Source organism: Prauserella halophila (genome assembly GCF_024171895.1).
Taxonomy (GTDB): Bacteria; Actinomycetota; Actinomycetes; order Mycobacteriales; family Pseudonocardiaceae; genus Prauserella; species Prauserella halophila.
Genome location: NZ_JAMTCQ010000008.1, coordinates 600,972 through 617,269, shown reverse-complemented (window position 1 = coordinate 617,269; position 16,298 = coordinate 600,972). Strand labels below are relative to the sequence as shown.

Genomic DNA, 16,298 nt, shown 5'->3' with positions numbered 1-16,298 from the left:
GATCCGGCGCCGGGGCGTTTCTCGAGTGTTAAAGTCGTGGTAACAGGCGGGCCACAGTCGTCCCGTGCCCCGAAGACACCGAGCACGAAGACGACGCAGGAGGTCCGAGTTGATCTTCTCCGCGATTCCGCCGACGCAGGGCCTGTACGACCCCGCCACGGAACAGGATTCCTGCGGTGTCGCCATGGTCTCCCACCTCCGTGGCGTCCGCTCCCACAGCATCGTCAGCGACGGCCTGACCGCGTTGACGAACCTCGACCACCGCGGCGCCGCCGGGGCCGAACCGACCAGCGGCGACGGCGCCGGAATCCTGGTGCAACTGCCGGACGAGCTGTTGCGGGCGGAGGCCGATGTCGACCTGCCCGCTCCGGACGCGTTCGGCGCCCATCACTACGCCGCCGGCATGGCGTTCCTGCCCGCCGACGAGGACCTGCGCCGCGAGGCCGTCACGATCATCGAGCGCATCGCGGGCGAGGAGGGGCTCCGCGTCGCGGGCTGGCGGGACGTGCCCACCGACGTCGACGCCGCCGACGTCGGCCCCACCGCGCGGTCGGTGATGCCGCACTTCGCCTACCTGCACGTCACCGGCCTGCCGGACGCCGACGGCGAGCAGCCCTCCGGGATCGACCTCGACCGGCCGGCGTTCTGCCTGCGCAAGCGGGCCGAGCACGAGACGGCCGATGCCGGGTGCGGGGTGTACTTCCCGTCGCTGTCGGCGCGCACGCTCGTCTTCAAGGGCATGCTCACGCCCGCGCAGCTGCCGCTGTTCTTCCCCGAGCTGCGCGACGAGCGCATGCTCAGTGCGATCGCGCTCGTGCACTCGCGGTTCTCGACCAACACGTTCCCGTCGTGGCCGCTGGCGCATCCGTTCCGGTTCGTCGCGCACAACGGCGAGATCAACACCGTGCGCGGCAACCGCAACCGCATGCGCGCCCGCGAGGCGCTGCTGGAGAGCGACCTGGTCCCGGGCGACCTCTCGCGGCTGTATCCGGTGTGCACGGAGGACGCCTCCGACTCCGCCTCGTTCGACGAGGTGCTGGAGCTGCTGCACCTGGGTGGGCGCAGCCTGCCGCACGCGGTGCTGATGATGGTGCCGGAGGCGTGGGAGAACCACGCCGGGATGGACGAGCAGCGCCGCGCCTTCTACCGCTTCCACGCCAGCCTGATGGAACCGTGGGACGGACCGGCGTGCGTCACGTTCACCGACGGCACGATCGTGGGCGGCGTGCTCGACCGCAACGGCCTGCGGCCCGGCCGCTGGTGGCGCACTGCCGACGACCGCGTCGTGCTGGCCAGCGAGTCGGGCGTGCTCGACATCGAGCCCGCCGACGTCATCACCAAGGGCAGGCTCAAGCCCGGCCGCATGTTCCTCGTCGACACGGCCGCGGGCCGGATCGTCGGCGACACGGAGATCAAGGACGACCTCGCGCGCGGGGCGCCGTACGACGAGTGGCTCCACGCCGGCCTGCTGACGCTGCCGGAACTGCGCGGCCGCGACCACATCACGCAGACGCACGCCTCGGTGCTGCGCAGGCAGCTGTCGTTCGGCTACACCGAGGAGGAGCTGAAGATCCTGCTCGGGCCGATGGCCGGCCACGGAGCCGAACCGCTCGGGTCGATGGGCACCGACACCCCGACCGCGATGACGTCGCAGCGTTCGCGGCTGCTCTACGACTACTTCAAACAGGGCTTCGCGCAGGTGACCAACCCGCCGCTGGATGCGATCCGCGAGGAGCTGGTCACGTCCATGAGCCGGATCATGGGCCCGGAACGGAACCTGCTGGATCCGGGGCCTGCGTCGTGCCGGCACATCGAGCTGCCGCAGCCGGTGATCGACAACGACGAGCTCGCCAAGCTCATCCACGTCGACGACGACGGTGATCTGCCGGGTTTCGCGTGCGCGGTGTTGTCCGGGCTGTACGACGTCGAGGGCGGCGGGCCGGCACTGGCCGAGGCGATCGAGCGCGTGCGCCGTGAGGCGTCGGAGGCGATCGCCGCCGGTGCGCGCACGCTCGTGCTGTCGGACCGCGATTCGGACCACAGCATGGCGCCGATTCCCTCGCTGTTGCTGGTGTCGGCGGTGCACCACCATCTCGTGCGCACGAAGGAGCGGCTGCAGGCCGCCCTGGTCGTCGAGTCCGGCGACGCCCGCGAGGTGCACCACATCGCGTTGCTGCTCGGCTACGGTGCGGCGGCGGTGAACCCGTACCTGGCCTTCGAGACGATCGAGGACATGATCGGCCAGGGTGCGATCCCCGGGATCGAGCAGGCCACGGCCGTGCGCAATTACGTGAACGCGCTGGTCGCGGGCACTCGGAAGATCATGTCCAAGATGGGCATCTCGACGGTCGGCGCGTACACCGCCGCGCAGGTCTTCGAGGCGCTCGGACTGTCGCAGGACGTGCTGGACGAGTACTTCACCGGCACGTCGTCGAAGCTCGGTGGCGTCGGCCTGGACGTGCTCGCCGAGGAGGTGGCCATCCGGCACCGGCGCGCCTATCCGGACCACCCCACGGACCTGGCCCACCGCGGACTGGAGTCCGGCGGTGAGTACGCCTACCGGCGCGACGGCGAGCTGCACCTGTTCACGCCGGAGACCGTGTTCCTGCTGCAGCACGCCAGTAAGACGCGCAGGCAGGAGGCCTACCGCGCCTATACGGAGAAGGTGGACGAACTCAACCGTGCGGGCGGTGCGGTGCGCGGTATGTTCGCGCTCCGTGCCGACGGCCGTGATCCGGTCCCGATCGACGAGGTCGAATCGGTCGAGTCGATCTGCAAGCGGTTCAACACCGGCGCCATGTCGTACGGGTCCATTTCGGCCGAGGCGCACGAGACCCTGGCGATCGCGATGAACCGGATCGGTGGCCGGTCCAACACCGGCGAGGGCGGTGAGGACGTCGAGCGCTTGTACGACCCGGAGCGCCGCAGTGCGATCAAGCAGGTCGCGAGTGGACGGTTCGGCGTGACGAGCGAGTACCTCGTCAACGCCGACGACATCCAGATCAAGATGGCGCAGGGCGCCAAGCCCGGCGAGGGCGGGCAGTTGCCGCCGAACAAGGTGTACCCGTGGATCGGCCACACGCGGCACTCCACGCCGGGTGTGGGGCTCATTTCCCCGCCGCCGCACCACGATATCTACTCGATCGAGGATCTGGCGCAGCTGATCCACGACCTGAAGAACGCCAACGACCGGGCTCGCGTGCACGTCAAGCTGGTCAGCTCGCTCGGCGTCGGCACCGTGGCCGCGGGGGTCTCGAAGGCGCACGCCGACGTCGTGCTGATCTCCGGTCACGACGGCGGCACCGGTGCCTCGCCGCTGAATTCGCTGAAGCACGCGGGCACCCCGTGGGAGATCGGCCTGGCCGAGACGCAGCAGACGCTGATGCTGAACGGCTTGCGCGACCGCATCACCGTGCAGGTGGACGGTGGGATGAAGACCGGAAGGGACGTCGTCGTCGCCGCGTTGCTGGGCGCCGAGGAGTACGGGTTCGCCACGGCGCCGCTGGTCGTCGCGGGCTGCATCATGATGCGCGTCTGCCACCTGGACACCTGCCCGGTCGGGGTCGCCACGCAGAATCCGGAGCTGCGCGAGCGCTACACGGGGCAGGCCGACCACATCGTGAACTACTTCCACTTCGTGGCCCACGAGGTACGCGAGCTGCTGGCCGAACTCGGCTTCCGGTCGCTCGACGAGGCGATCGGCCGGGTCGACGCGCTCGGTGCCGACGAGGCGATCGAGCATTGGAAGGCCGAGGGGCTCGACCTGGCGCCGATCTTCGCGATCCCGGAGGAGACGCCGTACGGCGGTGCGCAGCGCAAGCTCCGCGAGCAGGACCACGGCCTCGACCGCGCGCTGGACCACACGCTGATCCAGCTGGCCGAGGCGGCGCTGGAGGATGCACATCCGCTGCGGCTCGAACTGCCGGTGCGTAACGTCAACCGTACGGTCGGCACGCTGCTCGGCGCGGAGATCACGCGCCGCTACGGCAGCGCCGGTCTGCCCGACGACACGATCCGGGTGGCGCTGACGGGGTCGGCGGGCCAGTCGCTGGGTGCGTTCCTGCCGCCGGGGGTGACGTTGGAGCTGACCGGCGACGCGAACGACTACGTCGGCAAGGGCCTGTCCGGCGGGCGCGTCGTCGTGCGACCGCACGAGGCCGCGGAATTCGCCGCCGAGGGCCAGGTGATCGCGGGCAACACGATCGCCTACGGCGCCACGAGCGGCGAGGTGTTCCTGCGTGGTCAGGTCGGTGAGCGGTTCGGCGTGCGCAACTCGGGTGCGCTGATCGTGGCCGAAGGCGTCGGTGACCACGCCTTCGAGTACATGACCGGGGGCCGGGCCGTGGTGCTCGGCGCCTCGGGCCGGAACCTCGCGGCCGGCATGTCCGGCGGCGAGGCGTATGTGCTGGAGCTGGACCGCGGCAAGGTCAACCCGGGCATGGTCGAGCTCGAAGAGCCCGGCGCCGACGACCTGGTGTGGTTGCGCGGCGTCGTCGCCCGGCACGCGGAGTTGACGGGTTCGGCGGTGGCGACGTCGCTGCTCGGTGACTGGCCGCGGCGGTCGGCGGCGTTCACCAAGGTGATGCCGCGTGACTACAAGCGGGTGCTGGAGGCGACCGAGGCGGCACGGGTCGAGGGCCGCGATGTGAACGAGGCGATCATGGAGGCGGCTCGTGGCTGACAATTGCGGAGCTTGCGGAGCGGCAGTCACGATCGCCGACCGGGTGCGGGTGTCCCGCAAGACACTGGAGGCGGCCCGTGGCTGATCCGACGGGTTTTCTGAAGTACGAGCGCTCCGAGCCGCCGAAGCGCCCGAAGGCCGAGCGCACCCACGACTGGCAGGAGGTCTACGCGGACCAGGGCTCGCAGGTGCGTAACGAGGCGGTGCGCACGCAGGCGAGCCGGTGCATGGACTGCGGCATTCCGTTCTGCCACAACGAGCGGTCGGGGTGCCCGCTGGGCAACCTGATCCCGGAGTGGAACGATCTGGTGAGTCGCGACGACTGGTTCGCGGCGAGCGAGCGGCTGCATGCGACGAACAATTTCCCCGAGTTCACGGGAAAGTTGTGTCCCGCGCCGTGCGAGGCGGGGTGCACCCTGTCGATCTCGGGGTTGTCGGGCGGGCCGGTGGCGATCAAGCGGGTCGAGGAGACGATTTCGGCGCAGGCGTGGGAATCGGGTTACGTCGAGCCCCTGACGGCCGAGGAGTTCTCGGGCAGGCAGGTGGCGGTCGTCGGTTCGGGGCCCGCGGGGCTGGCTGCGGCGCAGCAGTTGACGCGTGCGGGCCACGACGTGACGGTGTTCGAGCGCGACGACCGGCTCGGCGGGTTGCTCCGGTACGGGATCCCCGAGTTCAAGATGGAGAAGAAGGTCCTCGACCGGCGGCTGGCGCAGCTGCACAGCGAGGGCACGAGGTTCGTCACCGGCTGCGAGGTCGGCGTCGATCTCACGGTCGAGGAGTTGCGGGAGCGTTACGACGCGGTCGTGCTGGCGGTCGGTGCGCTGCGCGGCCGGGACGACACGGCCACGCCCGGGCGTGAGCTGGACGGCGTGCACCTCGCGATGGAGCACCTGGTGCCGGCGAACCGGTCCTGTGAGGGGGACGGTCCGCCGGAGATCACGGCCGAGGGCAAGCATGTGCTGATCATCGGCGGTGGCGACACGGGTGCCGACTGCTACGGCACGGCGATCCGCCAGGGTGCGCTGTCGGTGACGCAGCTCGACCAGTATCCGGAGCCCCCGCACACGCGGGACGAGGAGCGTTCGCCGTGGCCGACGTGGCCGTACATCCTGCGCACCTACCCGGTGCACGAGGAGGCGGGGGAGCGGTTGTTCGCGGTTGCCGTCACGCGGTTCGTCGGCGACGAGAACGGCAGGGTGCGGGCGGCCGAGCTGCACACGGTGCGGGTGGAAAAGGACCCGGACACGGGGCGCCGCGAGGTCGTGGCCACCAGTGACGAGGTGCAGGAGGTGCCAGCCGACCTGGTGCTGCTGGCGATCGGGTTCGAGGGTGTCGACCACATGCGGCTGACCGCCGACCTGGGGCTGTCGCTGAACCGGCGCGGCACCGTCTCGTGCGGTGCGGACTGGCAGACCGAGGCGCCGGGGGTGTTCGTGTGCGGTGACGCCCATCGCGGCGCGTCGCTGGTCGTGTGGGCGATCGCCGAGGGGCGGTCGGTGGCCGCGTCGGTGGATGCCTACTTGACCGGGGACTCGGACCTGCCGTCGCCGGTGCATCCCACGGCACTCCCGCTGGCGGTCGTCTGACGTAGCCGGTCCGACGCGTACTCGTCCGATGTGGACTGGTCCGAGGTGGGATGGTCCGATGTAGACGTTCGAGGAGTCGGGCCGAGTGGTCCCGGCTCCCTGTTGGTGTGCGGGCGGGGTTGTCGCGCGCGGGCGGGTCCCCGGGGAACGGCCTGTCCGGGGTGCAGAGTCGGGGTGCAGAGCCTGAGGGTGGATTCACCAGGAGAGGAAGGGATTATCCGGCCTGTTCGCGGGCGCGGATCCAGTCGCGTCGGCCTGCCAGGTAGGGCTCGATGTCGTGGACCGGGACCAGTGCGACGTCCGCCGGGTCGAGATGGCGGGCGGCGATGACGATCGCGTGCTCGTGGTCCGGTTCCCAGGCTGCGTACCAGCGCTCGCCGGTGTCCCAGCGCCGGAAGGTTCGTGGTTGCCCGTCGACCATGATCTCGACCTGACTCTCGGCGGACGAGACATCGGTGCGGCGCCGGCTGGCGCGCACGGTCTCCCGATCGACCGGCCCAGTGGCGCCGCGGTCGCCGAGGGTCCGTTCGAACCGGAGTTCCCGGACCAGGTGGTCCGCGGGGTCGCACGTGCTCAGGACGCGTAGCCAGGGCACCGACTCGTCGTCGGGGTCGCCGTGTTCGAGGCCGATCGTGGTGGCGCGGCCCGTACCGTCGTCGCGGAACGACCAGGGGCCCGTCAGGAGGATTCCGTTCCACGCCTGCTGTCCGAACAGTGGTAGGTCCCCTGCGGTGTCGCGCATCCGGGTTTCGATGGCGGCGTAGTGGCGCCAGAAGTTCTGGGATGCGCGGCGCCGGGTGAGAAACCGCTTCCGGCGATAAACCGCATGGCGTCGGCGTGGCCTGCGAAACCTCATGGTCCGATGCTTGCACAGCCTGCGCCGAGCCGGCGACCACTCACCTCCGCGATCCGGGGACGGCGGGTTCGCGGTGCCGGCGAGCTGCGTGAGATCGCCGGTGACCCGGTGGTGGCTCACCGGGTCACCGGCAACGGCCGTCTCAGTCGCTACCTTCTGCGTCCTGGAACAGTCCGAACTCCACGCCCTGGGCGTCGGCGCAGTGGGCGTACGCGCCGGACGGGATCGTGACGGGATCGTCGGCCGTGCCGCCGAGTTCACGCACCCGGCCGACGGCGGCCGCGAGGTCGTCGACGTCGAAGTAGATCCGCGGGCGCCGGGACGGGTCGTCGTGCGGCGATCCGCCCATCGGCTGCGGTCCCTGGATCATCGAATAGCCGGGGAAGTTCCCTTCGTGGAACGTCCAGCCGAACAGCGAGCCCCAGAAGTGCTGGGTTGCGTCGATGTCAGTGCTCGGCAGTTCGAAGTACGTGACCTGTCCGTTCATGGCTATTCCTCCGTCGTCGAATCCTGCGCGTGATTCGCATGTATCGGTTTATGTCAATGTACTGACATCGAGTCTATGTCAGAATGCTGACATGGAGCAAGCGGAGCGGGTCGGCGATCTCGAACTGTCGGTGGGTTATGTGCTCAAGCAGGTGCACGCGGCGCTGCGGACCGCGATGGACGAGGCGTTGCGGCCGCTGGAGCTGACCGTTCCCCAGTACGCGTGCCTCGAACTGCTCGGCCGGAATCCCGGGTTGTCCAACTCCGAACTGGCCCGCCATGCCTTCGTCACCCGGCAGTCGATGAACCTCGTTCTGCGCAGGCTGCAGGAGCGCGGCCTGCTCGCGCGGCCCGAGCAGGCGCCGCAGGGGAGAGCCCTGCCGACCGACCTCACCCGCGAAGGACGGGCGGTGCTGCGCGAGGCCAGCGTCGTGGTCCGGGCCGCGGAGAAGCAGCTGTTCTCGCCCCTGTCCCCGGAGCAACAGCGCAGACTGCGGGAGGATCTCGCCGCCTGCCTCCCCGCCGTCGCCGACCAGTACTGACGACTACCGGAGGACCTGTCCTGCACCCGCTGCCCGGGCGTGCGGGCATGATCCGCGTCCACCTCACGCAGACCGGGATGGTCGGTCGTTAGGATCAGCCGCGCTACGCGACTGTTGGGCATTGAGGGAGTTTGGGGCGATGGCGGACTTCACCGTGGATGTCGGTGGGCTCGAGGCCCTGGGCACGGACCTGGACCGGACCTGCGAGAACATTGATACGGCCACCAAGAAGCTGGCCGATGCCGCGAAGGACTCGATCGGTACGGCCGAGCTGGACGAAGCCTGCGAAGACTTCCGGTCCGAGTGGGAAGAAGGTCTGAGCAAGTTGCGGGAAGCCGTCGACGAGATTCGCGGCGGGCTCTCGGAGGCGCAGAAGGCTTACGCCGATGTCGAAGGCGATTTGCGGGCCAGTCTCGGCAAGATGGCGCAGGGTGTCGAGTCGGCGGGCCTGAACGGGGGCGGCCATGAGTGACGACCAGTTCCCCTCTCTCGGGTTCGACCCTGCCCCCGGAAACCCGGGAACCGTGGGCGGCCTGGCGAAACAGATGACGGACACGAGTGTCTACGCCAGAGAGGCACACGAGGTCATCACCTCGATCCAGGGCAAAAAGGACACCTGGACCGGTGAGGCGGCGAAGGCCTTCGCCGACAAGGTCGGTGAGCTGCCCGGGTATCTTGATGCGGCCCACACGTCGTTGCGCGATGCCGGCAAGGCCTTGTCGGGCTGGCAAGACACCCTGAAGCAGCACCAGGCGAGTGCCAAGAAGCTGGAAGAGGAGTGCCGTAAGGCCATCGAGAAGGCGGAGCGGGCCGATGCGGCTGCGCAGCAGGCCACTGCTCAAGCCAACACGCCGGTCGCCAGCGGCAGTGACCCCGCCTCCGTCGAGTCGGCGCGGCAACAGCAGCAGGCCGACGCGAACGCAGCCGCCGATGCCAGGCGTGCGGCGGGCGAGGCCTGGGGCAAGGTCGATGACATCCGCCGGAAAGCACGTGAGCTGAAGAGCGCGTGGGAGCAGGACGCCCGCACCTGCGCCGATACGCTCCGGAACGTTGCTGAGCGGGCGCCGGACAAGGGATTCTTCGAGTCGATCGGGGACGCCTTCTCTGCAGCGGGCAGTTGGATTGGTGATCACCTCGGCGAGATCGGCGACGTCGCCGGGATGATCTCCGCGGTCGCGGGTGCGTTGGCGTTCATTCCCGTGCTTGCTCCGGTGATGGGGCCGGTTGCGCTTGCTGCCGGTGGCATCGCCCTCGCTGCGCACGGCGGCGAGATGGTCAAGGAAGGCAAGTGGGACGAACCCGGGGCATGGGTCGGCCTGGGAGCGGACGCGCTCGGCGTCCTCCCCGGCGTCGGCGCCGTGTCGAAGGGGATGTCGATGGCCACCGACTCACTGCAGGTGGTGGACGGCCTGGCTCCGGCGGCGATGAGTGGTGGCAAGGTCATGTTAAGAGAGGCCGGACAGGTTGCCGAACCGGCCAAACTGATGGGCTCGTTCGGTGAGAAGGTTGCGAGCACGGTCGGCGGTAATGCCGATACCATCGCCAAAGCGACGCAGAACACCTTCAGCCTGGGTTCGCAGGTGCCGACCGGTTTGGACATGGCGATCGGCAACGACACCACCGATACGATCAAGAGCGGCACCGGATACGCAGCCGGCGGGATGGCGGGTGCGCAGAGTGTCGGCCAGTGGGGCCAGAACGGGTCCGCACTCAGCGACCTGGGGAGCTCACTCGCCGGTTTCGCCAGAGCGGCCGGCTGAGGTCCGGGTCGGCTTTACATGAAGGTTGAAGTTGGATGACAGTGGTTACCGACACCCCGAATTCGCAGCGACGTTTCCCGCTGGTGTTCGCGTTGCCCGCCCAGTTCCGGCCGGTCGATCTCTCCGCCGACGCGGCCACCCGCGCGAGCCGGTTGCAGGAGCAGCTGGAGTCGAGCCTGCCGGGGCTGTCCGGTGAGCAGTTGCTCCATGTACTCCTGGCCAATCAGTATTCGGTCGAGCGAATGCTCGACGAGGGAGTTATCTACGCGGCGACATTTCTGGGACGTTCCGATCGTGATCCGAATGCCGCGTCGATGGCACAGTTCAGTGTCCTGACGAGGAAGATGGCAGGGCATCATCGGCAGCCGTTGGAACCGGTTCTCGAATCGATTCGACGAGAGCGCGAGAACGCCGAGGCGCAGTACGTCGATCTCGAGATCGGTCGGTGTCTAGTCGTCATGGAGGACGACCGATTCAGCAATCCGGTGCGGGTGACAGGCGAACCGACCGACACAATGCGCCACGTGCGGCAGATCCAGGTGATCTTTCCACTGGTGGACCGTGGGAAGCTAGCCTTCTTCGCATTGAGTACGGAGTGTCTCTGGGATTGGGATGATTACGTCGCGATGATGGCGGAGATCTGCAAGACGATTCGTTGGGCTGAGAGCGATGACGAGCCCAGCACGATCAGCAACGTTTTGGACGGGTGACGTGGGCGTCGCACTCTGGATATTTTTCGGCCTGCTCTGCGCGTTGGCGCTCGCCGTCGTCGGCATCGCCGGATACGCGACCGTTCAACAGCGGCGGACGCCGATCGAGCAGCGCACGCAGCAGGTGCTGGAGAAGTTGCGCGAGGAGGAGACGGCCACCGGGGCGACGTCGATCCTGTCCGGCTACCGGAGCGGAGTGAACGACGACGCGGTGCGTGAACTGGCCGAGGCGAACGGCTACCGGTGGACGGGCTACTCGGGTCTGAACAACCGCCAGCTGAACTTCCAGCGGAACCTGCCGGGACAGGGGTCGGTGTGATGGAGCACGACGCGACGGCCGCCGAAGCGGAGTTCGTTGCCCGGCTGGGTGAGCTGCGCGTCGATCTCGGCGGCACGGCCCGGATCGACGTGTCCGACATTCCGCGATCGTCATGGCGTCGTTGTCGGGAGCTCGCCGAGGCGCACGGCTGGGAGTTCAAGGCGGTGGCCCCGGAACGGGGAGTCCACCACTGGGTGCTCGCGCGTCCGGGGACGGCGAGTGTCGACCGGCGTGATGCGCTGTTCATCACCGGGCCTTCGCAGGCGGAACTGCGGGAGTATCCGCGTGCTCGTGAGGTCGCGGAGCAGGTGTGGCGGGAACTGGGAGTGGACCCGCTGTCGCAGGCTGCGCTGAACGAGACCCGGGCGGCGCACAACGCGTACAGGAAGACGACGAACCGCTTCGTCGCGTTGGCCGTGTGCAGCGGTCTGGCGTTGCTGGTCGTGCTGGTGACCGCGGGGAGGTTGTTCGGCGACGGCGGCACGACCGCGCTCGTGCTCGGCGTCGTGTGTGCTGCCCTCCTGGTGAGTACGGTGAGCGGCACCGTCGGCATCGTCCGCCGCGAACGTGCTCGCAGAGCGGCGATCCGGCCGTTCACCCATGGATACGAACGCGTCGTGGCGGCGGTCCTGCAGCGTGGCGAGTGACACCCGGTGCGCCTGAATCGCGCATCGAAACTACTCCGTACGGCCCAGTAGGGGAGCCTGATCGACCGAGCGGTAGCTGGGTTACTCGGCGGTACAAATCGGTTGTTGCTCACGTCACTCTTACGGGGTTCTGTGAATCTCCGACGAGGAGGCGTGATCGTGCGGTTGCGTTGGGCGCGAGGAGTTCGAAGGGTCGCCGCGGTGGCGGCGGGCGCCGCGATGGTGACATCGGCGGTGGCCATGCCGGCCGCCGCCGACCAGCAGACGCCGGATTCGTCCGGCGACGTCGCGGTGCACCGGATGGATGCCGACGCCGCGGACTGGACGCCGCAGCGAATGCGGTCGGCCATGCCGCTGGACAGGGTGCTGTCGACCGCGACGGGACTCGTCGGCGGTCTGGCGAGCGTGCTGCAGGGGCTGCTTCCGTTTCAGCAGGCCGCGTCCACGGGTGACGAGTGGACCGGCGGTGGCGCTGTCACGAAGACCGCGGGCCGGGTGTTCTTCACGATGGACGGCCAGGACGCGTCGTGCAGCGGCAACGTCGTCGAGAGCGACAACGGCAGCGTGGTCGTGACCGCGGGCCACTGCGTGAAGTACCAGGGAACCTGGCACACCGACTGGGTGTTCGTCCCCGGCTACGACAACGGTGACGCGCCGCACGGGGAGTGGGCGGCCGAGCAGACGATGACCACCCCGCAGTGGGAGTCCGACGAGGACATGAACCACGACGTGGGCATGGCCGTGGTCGAGGAGAAAAGCAGCGGGACCATCGCCGAGACGGTCGGCACGCAGCAGATCGCCTTCAACGGCGAGCGTGGCCAGGAGATGCACTCGTTCGGCTACCCGGCGGCCGAACCGTACGACGGCAGCACGCTGACGTACTGCAACGGCAGTACGTTCACCGATCCGCTGCTGACCGACGACCACGGCATGAACTGCGACATGACCGGCGGTTCCAGCGGCGGCCCGTGGTTCAGCAGCTTCGACCCCGAGACGGGAACCGGCGTGCAGGAGTCGGTGAACAGCTTCGGCTACACCTTCCTGCCCGACATGATGTTCGGCCCATACTTCGGTGACGAGGCAGAGACGCTCTACGAGCGGGCGTCGGCGGCATAAGCCGCGCGCGGCACCGGTCCCGGTGCCGCGCGCGGCATTCCCGGTGCCGCTCCGCTCACAGCCGGTCGTCCACGGTGGACTCGTGACCCGTCGGGTCGGCTCCACCGTGGACGACCGTGTGGGCCGGGTCGGAGTCCGACAAGGATTGTCGTGGCCGACGCGGCCGCCGCCCTCGTGCACCGTCGGGCGGCAGCCACAACCGCTCAGCTGTCTCCTCGGCGGGGGATCGCCAACCGAGATTGTTGATGCGCTCTGCATTGCAGTCGATGTACAAGTATGTATGAGTTCGTTGCTGCAGATCAGGGAGGTTCCTGAGGACGCCCGACGTGCCCTGAACGCCCGGGCAGCTGCGCGGGGAGAATCTCTCGACCGTTACCTACTGCGGCTGGGCTGCCAGGAGGCGGCGCGTTCGACAGCGGACGAGGTGCTCGAGCGCGTTGCCCGCCACACCGAACGGTCCGATACCTCCGCAGCGGCGGTCCTCGACGCGGCCCGGGGTGAGCGCGATGAGCGCCTGAGCGAGCGCACCGAGACATGATCGTCGTCGACAGTGCCGCGGTGGCGGATGCGTTGGCCGCCGTGACCGGCACCGACAAGCTGCGCGCCCACCTCCGTGACGAGGAGCTCCACGCGCGGCTCCGGCAACCGGGCTCCGGCACACCGGCGCAACGGCAAGGTGTCCGTACTGTCCAGGGCACCGCCGCGGCGCCCTACCGGGCTCCGCCACGGAGATCCGCCACGAAGCTCCGGCAGGCCTTCCGACATGGGGTGGGGCCGTCCCGGCATGTGACATTCGTATGCTGGGTGGCGTGAACTGGACTGTGGACGTCCCCCTCGACGCATTGCCCTCGCTGCCCCCGCTGCCCGCCCCGCTGCGCGAGCAGCTCGACGACGCGCTCGCCCGGCCCGCTGCCCAGCAGCCCGAATGGCCCGATGCCGACAACGTCAAGGGTGTCCGGTCGCTGCTCGAGAGCGTGCCGCCGATCACCATGCCCGCCGAGATCGACCGGCTGCGCGAGCGGCTGGCCATGGTGGCGCGCGGTGAGGCGTTCCTGCTGCAGGGCGGTGACTGCGCCGAGACGTTCGAGTCCAACACCGAGCCGCACATCCGCGCCAACCTGCGCACGCTGCTGCAGATGGCCGTCGTGCTCACCTACGGCGCCAGCCTGCCGGTGGTGAAGGTCGGCCGGATCGCCGGGCAGTACGCCAAACCGCGCTCGAAATCGACCGATGCGCTCGGCCTGCCCGTCTACCGCGGCGACATCGTCAACTCGCTGGCCGCCGAGCCCGAGCTGCGCGTGCCCGACCCGGGCCGCATGATCCGCGCCTACGCCAACGCGGGCGCCGCGATGAACCTGGTCCGCGCCCTCACCGGCGCCGGGATGGCCGACCTGGCCCAGGTGCACGACTGGAACAAGGACTTCGTCCGCACCTCGCCCGCGGGTGAGCGCTACGAGGCACTGGCCGCGGAGATCGACCGCGGGCTGCGTTTCATGTCGGCGTGCGGCGTGCAGGACAGCTCGCTGCACAGCACCGAGATCTTCGCCAGCCACGAAGCGTTGCTGCTCGACTACGAGCGGGCGATGCTCCGGCTCGACGACCCGTCCTCGCCCGACGCGCAGCTGTACAACCAGTCGTCGCACTTCCTGTGGATCGGCGAGCGGACCCGCCAGCTCGACGGCGCGCACATCGCGTTCGCCGAAATGCTGGCCAACCCGATCGGCCTCAAGATCGGCCCGACGACCACGCCGGAACAGGCCGTCGAATACGTCGAACGGCTCGACCCGCGCAACGAACCCGGCCGGCTGACGCTGATCTCGCGCATGGGCAACGGCCAGGTCCGCGAGGTGCTGCCCGCGATCGTGGAGAAGGTCGAAAGCTCCGGCCACAAGGTCATCTGGCAGTGCGACCCGATGCACGGCAACACCCACGAGACGTCCAACGGCTACAAGACGCGGCACTTCGACCGGGTCGTCGACGAGGTGCAGGGCTTCTTCGAGGTCCACAACCGGCTCGGCAGCTACCCCGGCGGGGTGCACATCGAGCTGACCGGTGAGGACGTCACCGAATGCCTCGGCGGCGCGCAGGACATCTCCGATCTCGACCTGTCCGGCCGCTACGAGACCGCCTGCGACCCGCGGTTGAACACGCAGCAGTCCCTCGAGCTGGCGTTCCTCGTCGCGGAGATGCTGCGCTCCTGACGGTCCGTCCCGCGCCGGGGCACGCGCCCCGGCGCGGAGCGGCTCACGACTCCAGCTGCAGCCGTGCCATCGACTTGGTCACCGCATCGGCCAGCGAACCGACGTCGCTGACGGCGTGCCCGTTCGCCTGCAGGCCGACGTGCACGCCGTCGCGGTAGGTGGCCACGGCGATGCCCACCGACTGATGCGGCGGCAACGGCACGAACGGATACACCTCCCGCAGCCGCGCTCCGGCGAGCGAGAGCGGGATACTCGGCACCGGCACGGTCGTCACGACGGTGTCGAACAACAATGGAGCGGCCTTGCCCGCCGTCTTCGTCGCCAGCCGGTGCAGCCCGGCCGGCAGGCGCCCGGCCAGTACCGGCAGTGCGCCCGCACCCCGCGTCGGCCCGGCCTCCTTGTTGTGGGCCATCGCCTCCCGCACGAGCCGGAGCCGCTCGACCGGGTCGTCCACCTCGACGGGCAGGTCACACAGGTAGCCGGACAGGCTGTTGCCCGCGTTCCGGTGCTCCCTGCTCCGGCGGCTCACCGGCACGAGCGCGCGCAGCGACCGGGCGTCCGCACGCTGGCCACGGTTGATCATCCACTCGCGTAGCGCACCGGCGAGCACGGCGAGCACCACGTCGTGAGTGGTGCCGCCGTGCGCGGTGCGGACGGAGCGGATGTCGCCGCCGTGCAGCCGGACGAGGCCGATCCGGCGGCTGGGCGAATTGACGGTCGCCGTGGGGGAGAACGGATACGGCCGTGCCGACGTCACGATCGAGCCCGCGATGCTCGCCGATTCGGCGGCCTGACCGAGCAGCGCCGTCGCCGATTCGGTCACCGCGCCGAGCGGCGACCGCGGCTTCTCCTCGGGTTCGTCGTCGACGGGCTGGCGCTGCCACGGCAGGGTGATGTCGTCGAGGAGCGCCATCGCGAGTTCGACCGCGCCCATGCCGTCGGCGAGGGCGTGGTGGAACTTCACCAGCAGCGCGAAATCCCCGTCCGGCAGGCCGGTCACGAGCTGAACGCTCCACAGTGGACGGTCGAGGTCGAGTGGTTCGGCGATCCAGTGCTGCGCGAACGTCGCGAGCGGATCGGATGCGTACCGGTCGTACAGCCGGCTCACGGCCACGTGACGGTGCGGGTCGAACGCCGGGTCGTCCTCCCAGCGGGCGCCGCTGAGTGGAAGCAGGCCGGTCCGTACGCGGCGCCGGAGGCGGGGAATGCGGGCGGCGCGTTCGGCAAGCAGGCCCGCGACGTGGTCGGCGTCCCAGTCGTGGCGGGGACGGAACGTTGCGACCGCGCCCATGTGCATCGGTGTCGCGTCGTCTTCCAAGCAGAGGAAGGCCGTGTCCAGTGCGCTGAGTCGTTCCGGTGCCATACGAGTCTCTCGGACGATGGTGTAGGTGCGG

Annotated in this window: 14 protein-coding genes; 11 read left to right on the top strand and 3 right to left on the bottom strand. The window is 69.2% G+C overall.

Annotated features, from left to right (window positions below; genetic code table 11):
* The first annotated feature begins 109 nt into the window (after positions 1-109).
* Together gltB and LY41_RS03125 are read left to right on the top strand one after the other, a co-directional pair.
* Positions 110-4,681, top strand: a complete 4,572-nt coding sequence (gene gltB / locus LY41_RS03130; RefSeq protein WP_253862287.1) for a glutamate synthase large subunit — start codon at positions 110-112, stop codon at positions 4,679-4,681.
* A 77-nt stretch (positions 4,682-4,758) separates the two neighbouring features.
* On the top strand, positions 4,759-6,267 hold the full coding sequence (locus tag LY41_RS03125) for a glutamate synthase subunit beta (protein WP_253862286.1): 1,509 nt from the start codon (positions 4,759-4,761) through the stop codon (positions 6,265-6,267).
* Positions 6,268-6,481: 214 nt separating this feature from the next.
* Here the strand turns inward: LY41_RS03125 and LY41_RS03120 are convergent, their stop codons facing one another.
* Together LY41_RS03120 and LY41_RS03115 are read right to left on the bottom strand one after the other, a co-directional pair.
* Complete coding sequence (locus tag LY41_RS03120) at positions 6,482-7,123, bottom strand: hypothetical protein (protein ID WP_253862285.1); 642 nt, start codon at positions 7,121-7,123, stop codon at positions 6,482-6,484.
* Between the two features lie 142 nt (positions 7,124-7,265).
* Positions 7,266-7,610 carry a VOC family protein gene (locus tag LY41_RS03115; RefSeq protein WP_253862284.1) on the bottom strand — a complete coding sequence of 115 codons (345 nt, stop codon included), beginning with the start codon at positions 7,608-7,610 and terminating at the stop codon, positions 7,266-7,268.
* 91 nt (positions 7,611-7,701) lie between these two features.
* Between LY41_RS03115 and LY41_RS03110 the strand changes: the two genes are divergently transcribed.
* From LY41_RS03110 to LY41_RS03070, 9 genes are all read left to right on the top strand, one after another.
* Entirely contained in the window at positions 7,702-8,151 is a 450-nt protein-coding gene (locus tag LY41_RS03110; protein WP_253862283.1) for a MarR family winged helix-turn-helix transcriptional regulator, read from the top strand.
* 139 nt (positions 8,152-8,290) lie between these two features.
* The gene (locus tag LY41_RS03105; RefSeq protein ID WP_253862282.1) at positions 8,291-8,623 is read left to right on the top strand and encodes a DUF6317 family protein; all 333 of its coding nucleotides are present in this window, start codon (positions 8,291-8,293) and stop codon (positions 8,621-8,623) included.
* A 52-nt stretch (positions 8,624-8,675) separates the two neighbouring features.
* Positions 8,676-9,911, top strand: a complete 1,236-nt coding sequence (locus LY41_RS03100) for a hypothetical protein (RefSeq protein ID WP_253862281.1) — start codon at positions 8,676-8,678, stop codon at positions 9,909-9,911.
* 35 nt (positions 9,912-9,946) lie between these two features.
* The gene (locus LY41_RS03095) at positions 9,947-10,621 is read left to right on the top strand and encodes a hypothetical protein (protein ID WP_253862280.1); all 675 of its coding nucleotides are present in this window, start codon (positions 9,947-9,949) and stop codon (positions 10,619-10,621) included.
* A gap of 1 nt (position 10,622) precedes the next feature.
* Entirely contained in the window at positions 10,623-10,940 is a 318-nt protein-coding gene (locus LY41_RS03090) for a hypothetical protein (RefSeq protein ID WP_253862279.1), read from the top strand.
* Positions 10,940-11,587 carry a hypothetical protein gene (locus LY41_RS03085; RefSeq protein WP_253862278.1) on the top strand — a complete coding sequence of 216 codons (648 nt, stop codon included), beginning with the start codon at positions 10,940-10,942 and terminating at the stop codon, positions 11,585-11,587. Before LY41_RS03090 ends, LY41_RS03085 begins: the two co-directional genes overlap by 1 nt.
* A 219-nt stretch (positions 11,588-11,806) precedes the next feature.
* Positions 11,807-12,703 (top strand): trypsin-like serine peptidase, encoded by an 897-nt coding sequence (locus tag LY41_RS03080; RefSeq protein ID WP_372493111.1) that lies wholly within the window; start codon positions 11,807-11,809, stop codon positions 12,701-12,703.
* Between the two features lie 280 nt (positions 12,704-12,983).
* The gene (locus LY41_RS03075) at positions 12,984-13,241 is read left to right on the top strand and encodes a hypothetical protein (RefSeq protein ID WP_253862277.1); all 258 of its coding nucleotides are present in this window, start codon (positions 12,984-12,986) and stop codon (positions 13,239-13,241) included.
* A 259-nt stretch (positions 13,242-13,500) separates the two neighbouring features.
* The gene (locus LY41_RS03070) at positions 13,501-14,904 is read left to right on the top strand and encodes a class II 3-deoxy-7-phosphoheptulonate synthase (protein ID WP_253862276.1); all 1,404 of its coding nucleotides are present in this window, start codon (positions 13,501-13,503) and stop codon (positions 14,902-14,904) included.
* Positions 14,905-14,947: 43 nt separating this feature from the next.
* Here LY41_RS03070 and LY41_RS03065 read toward each other — a convergent pair whose 3' ends face one another.
* The gene (locus LY41_RS03065; RefSeq protein WP_253862275.1) at positions 14,948-16,267 is read right to left on the bottom strand and encodes a wax ester/triacylglycerol synthase family O-acyltransferase; all 1,320 of its coding nucleotides are present in this window, start codon (positions 16,265-16,267) and stop codon (positions 14,948-14,950) included.
* Between the last annotated feature and the right edge of the window lie 31 nt (positions 16,268-16,298).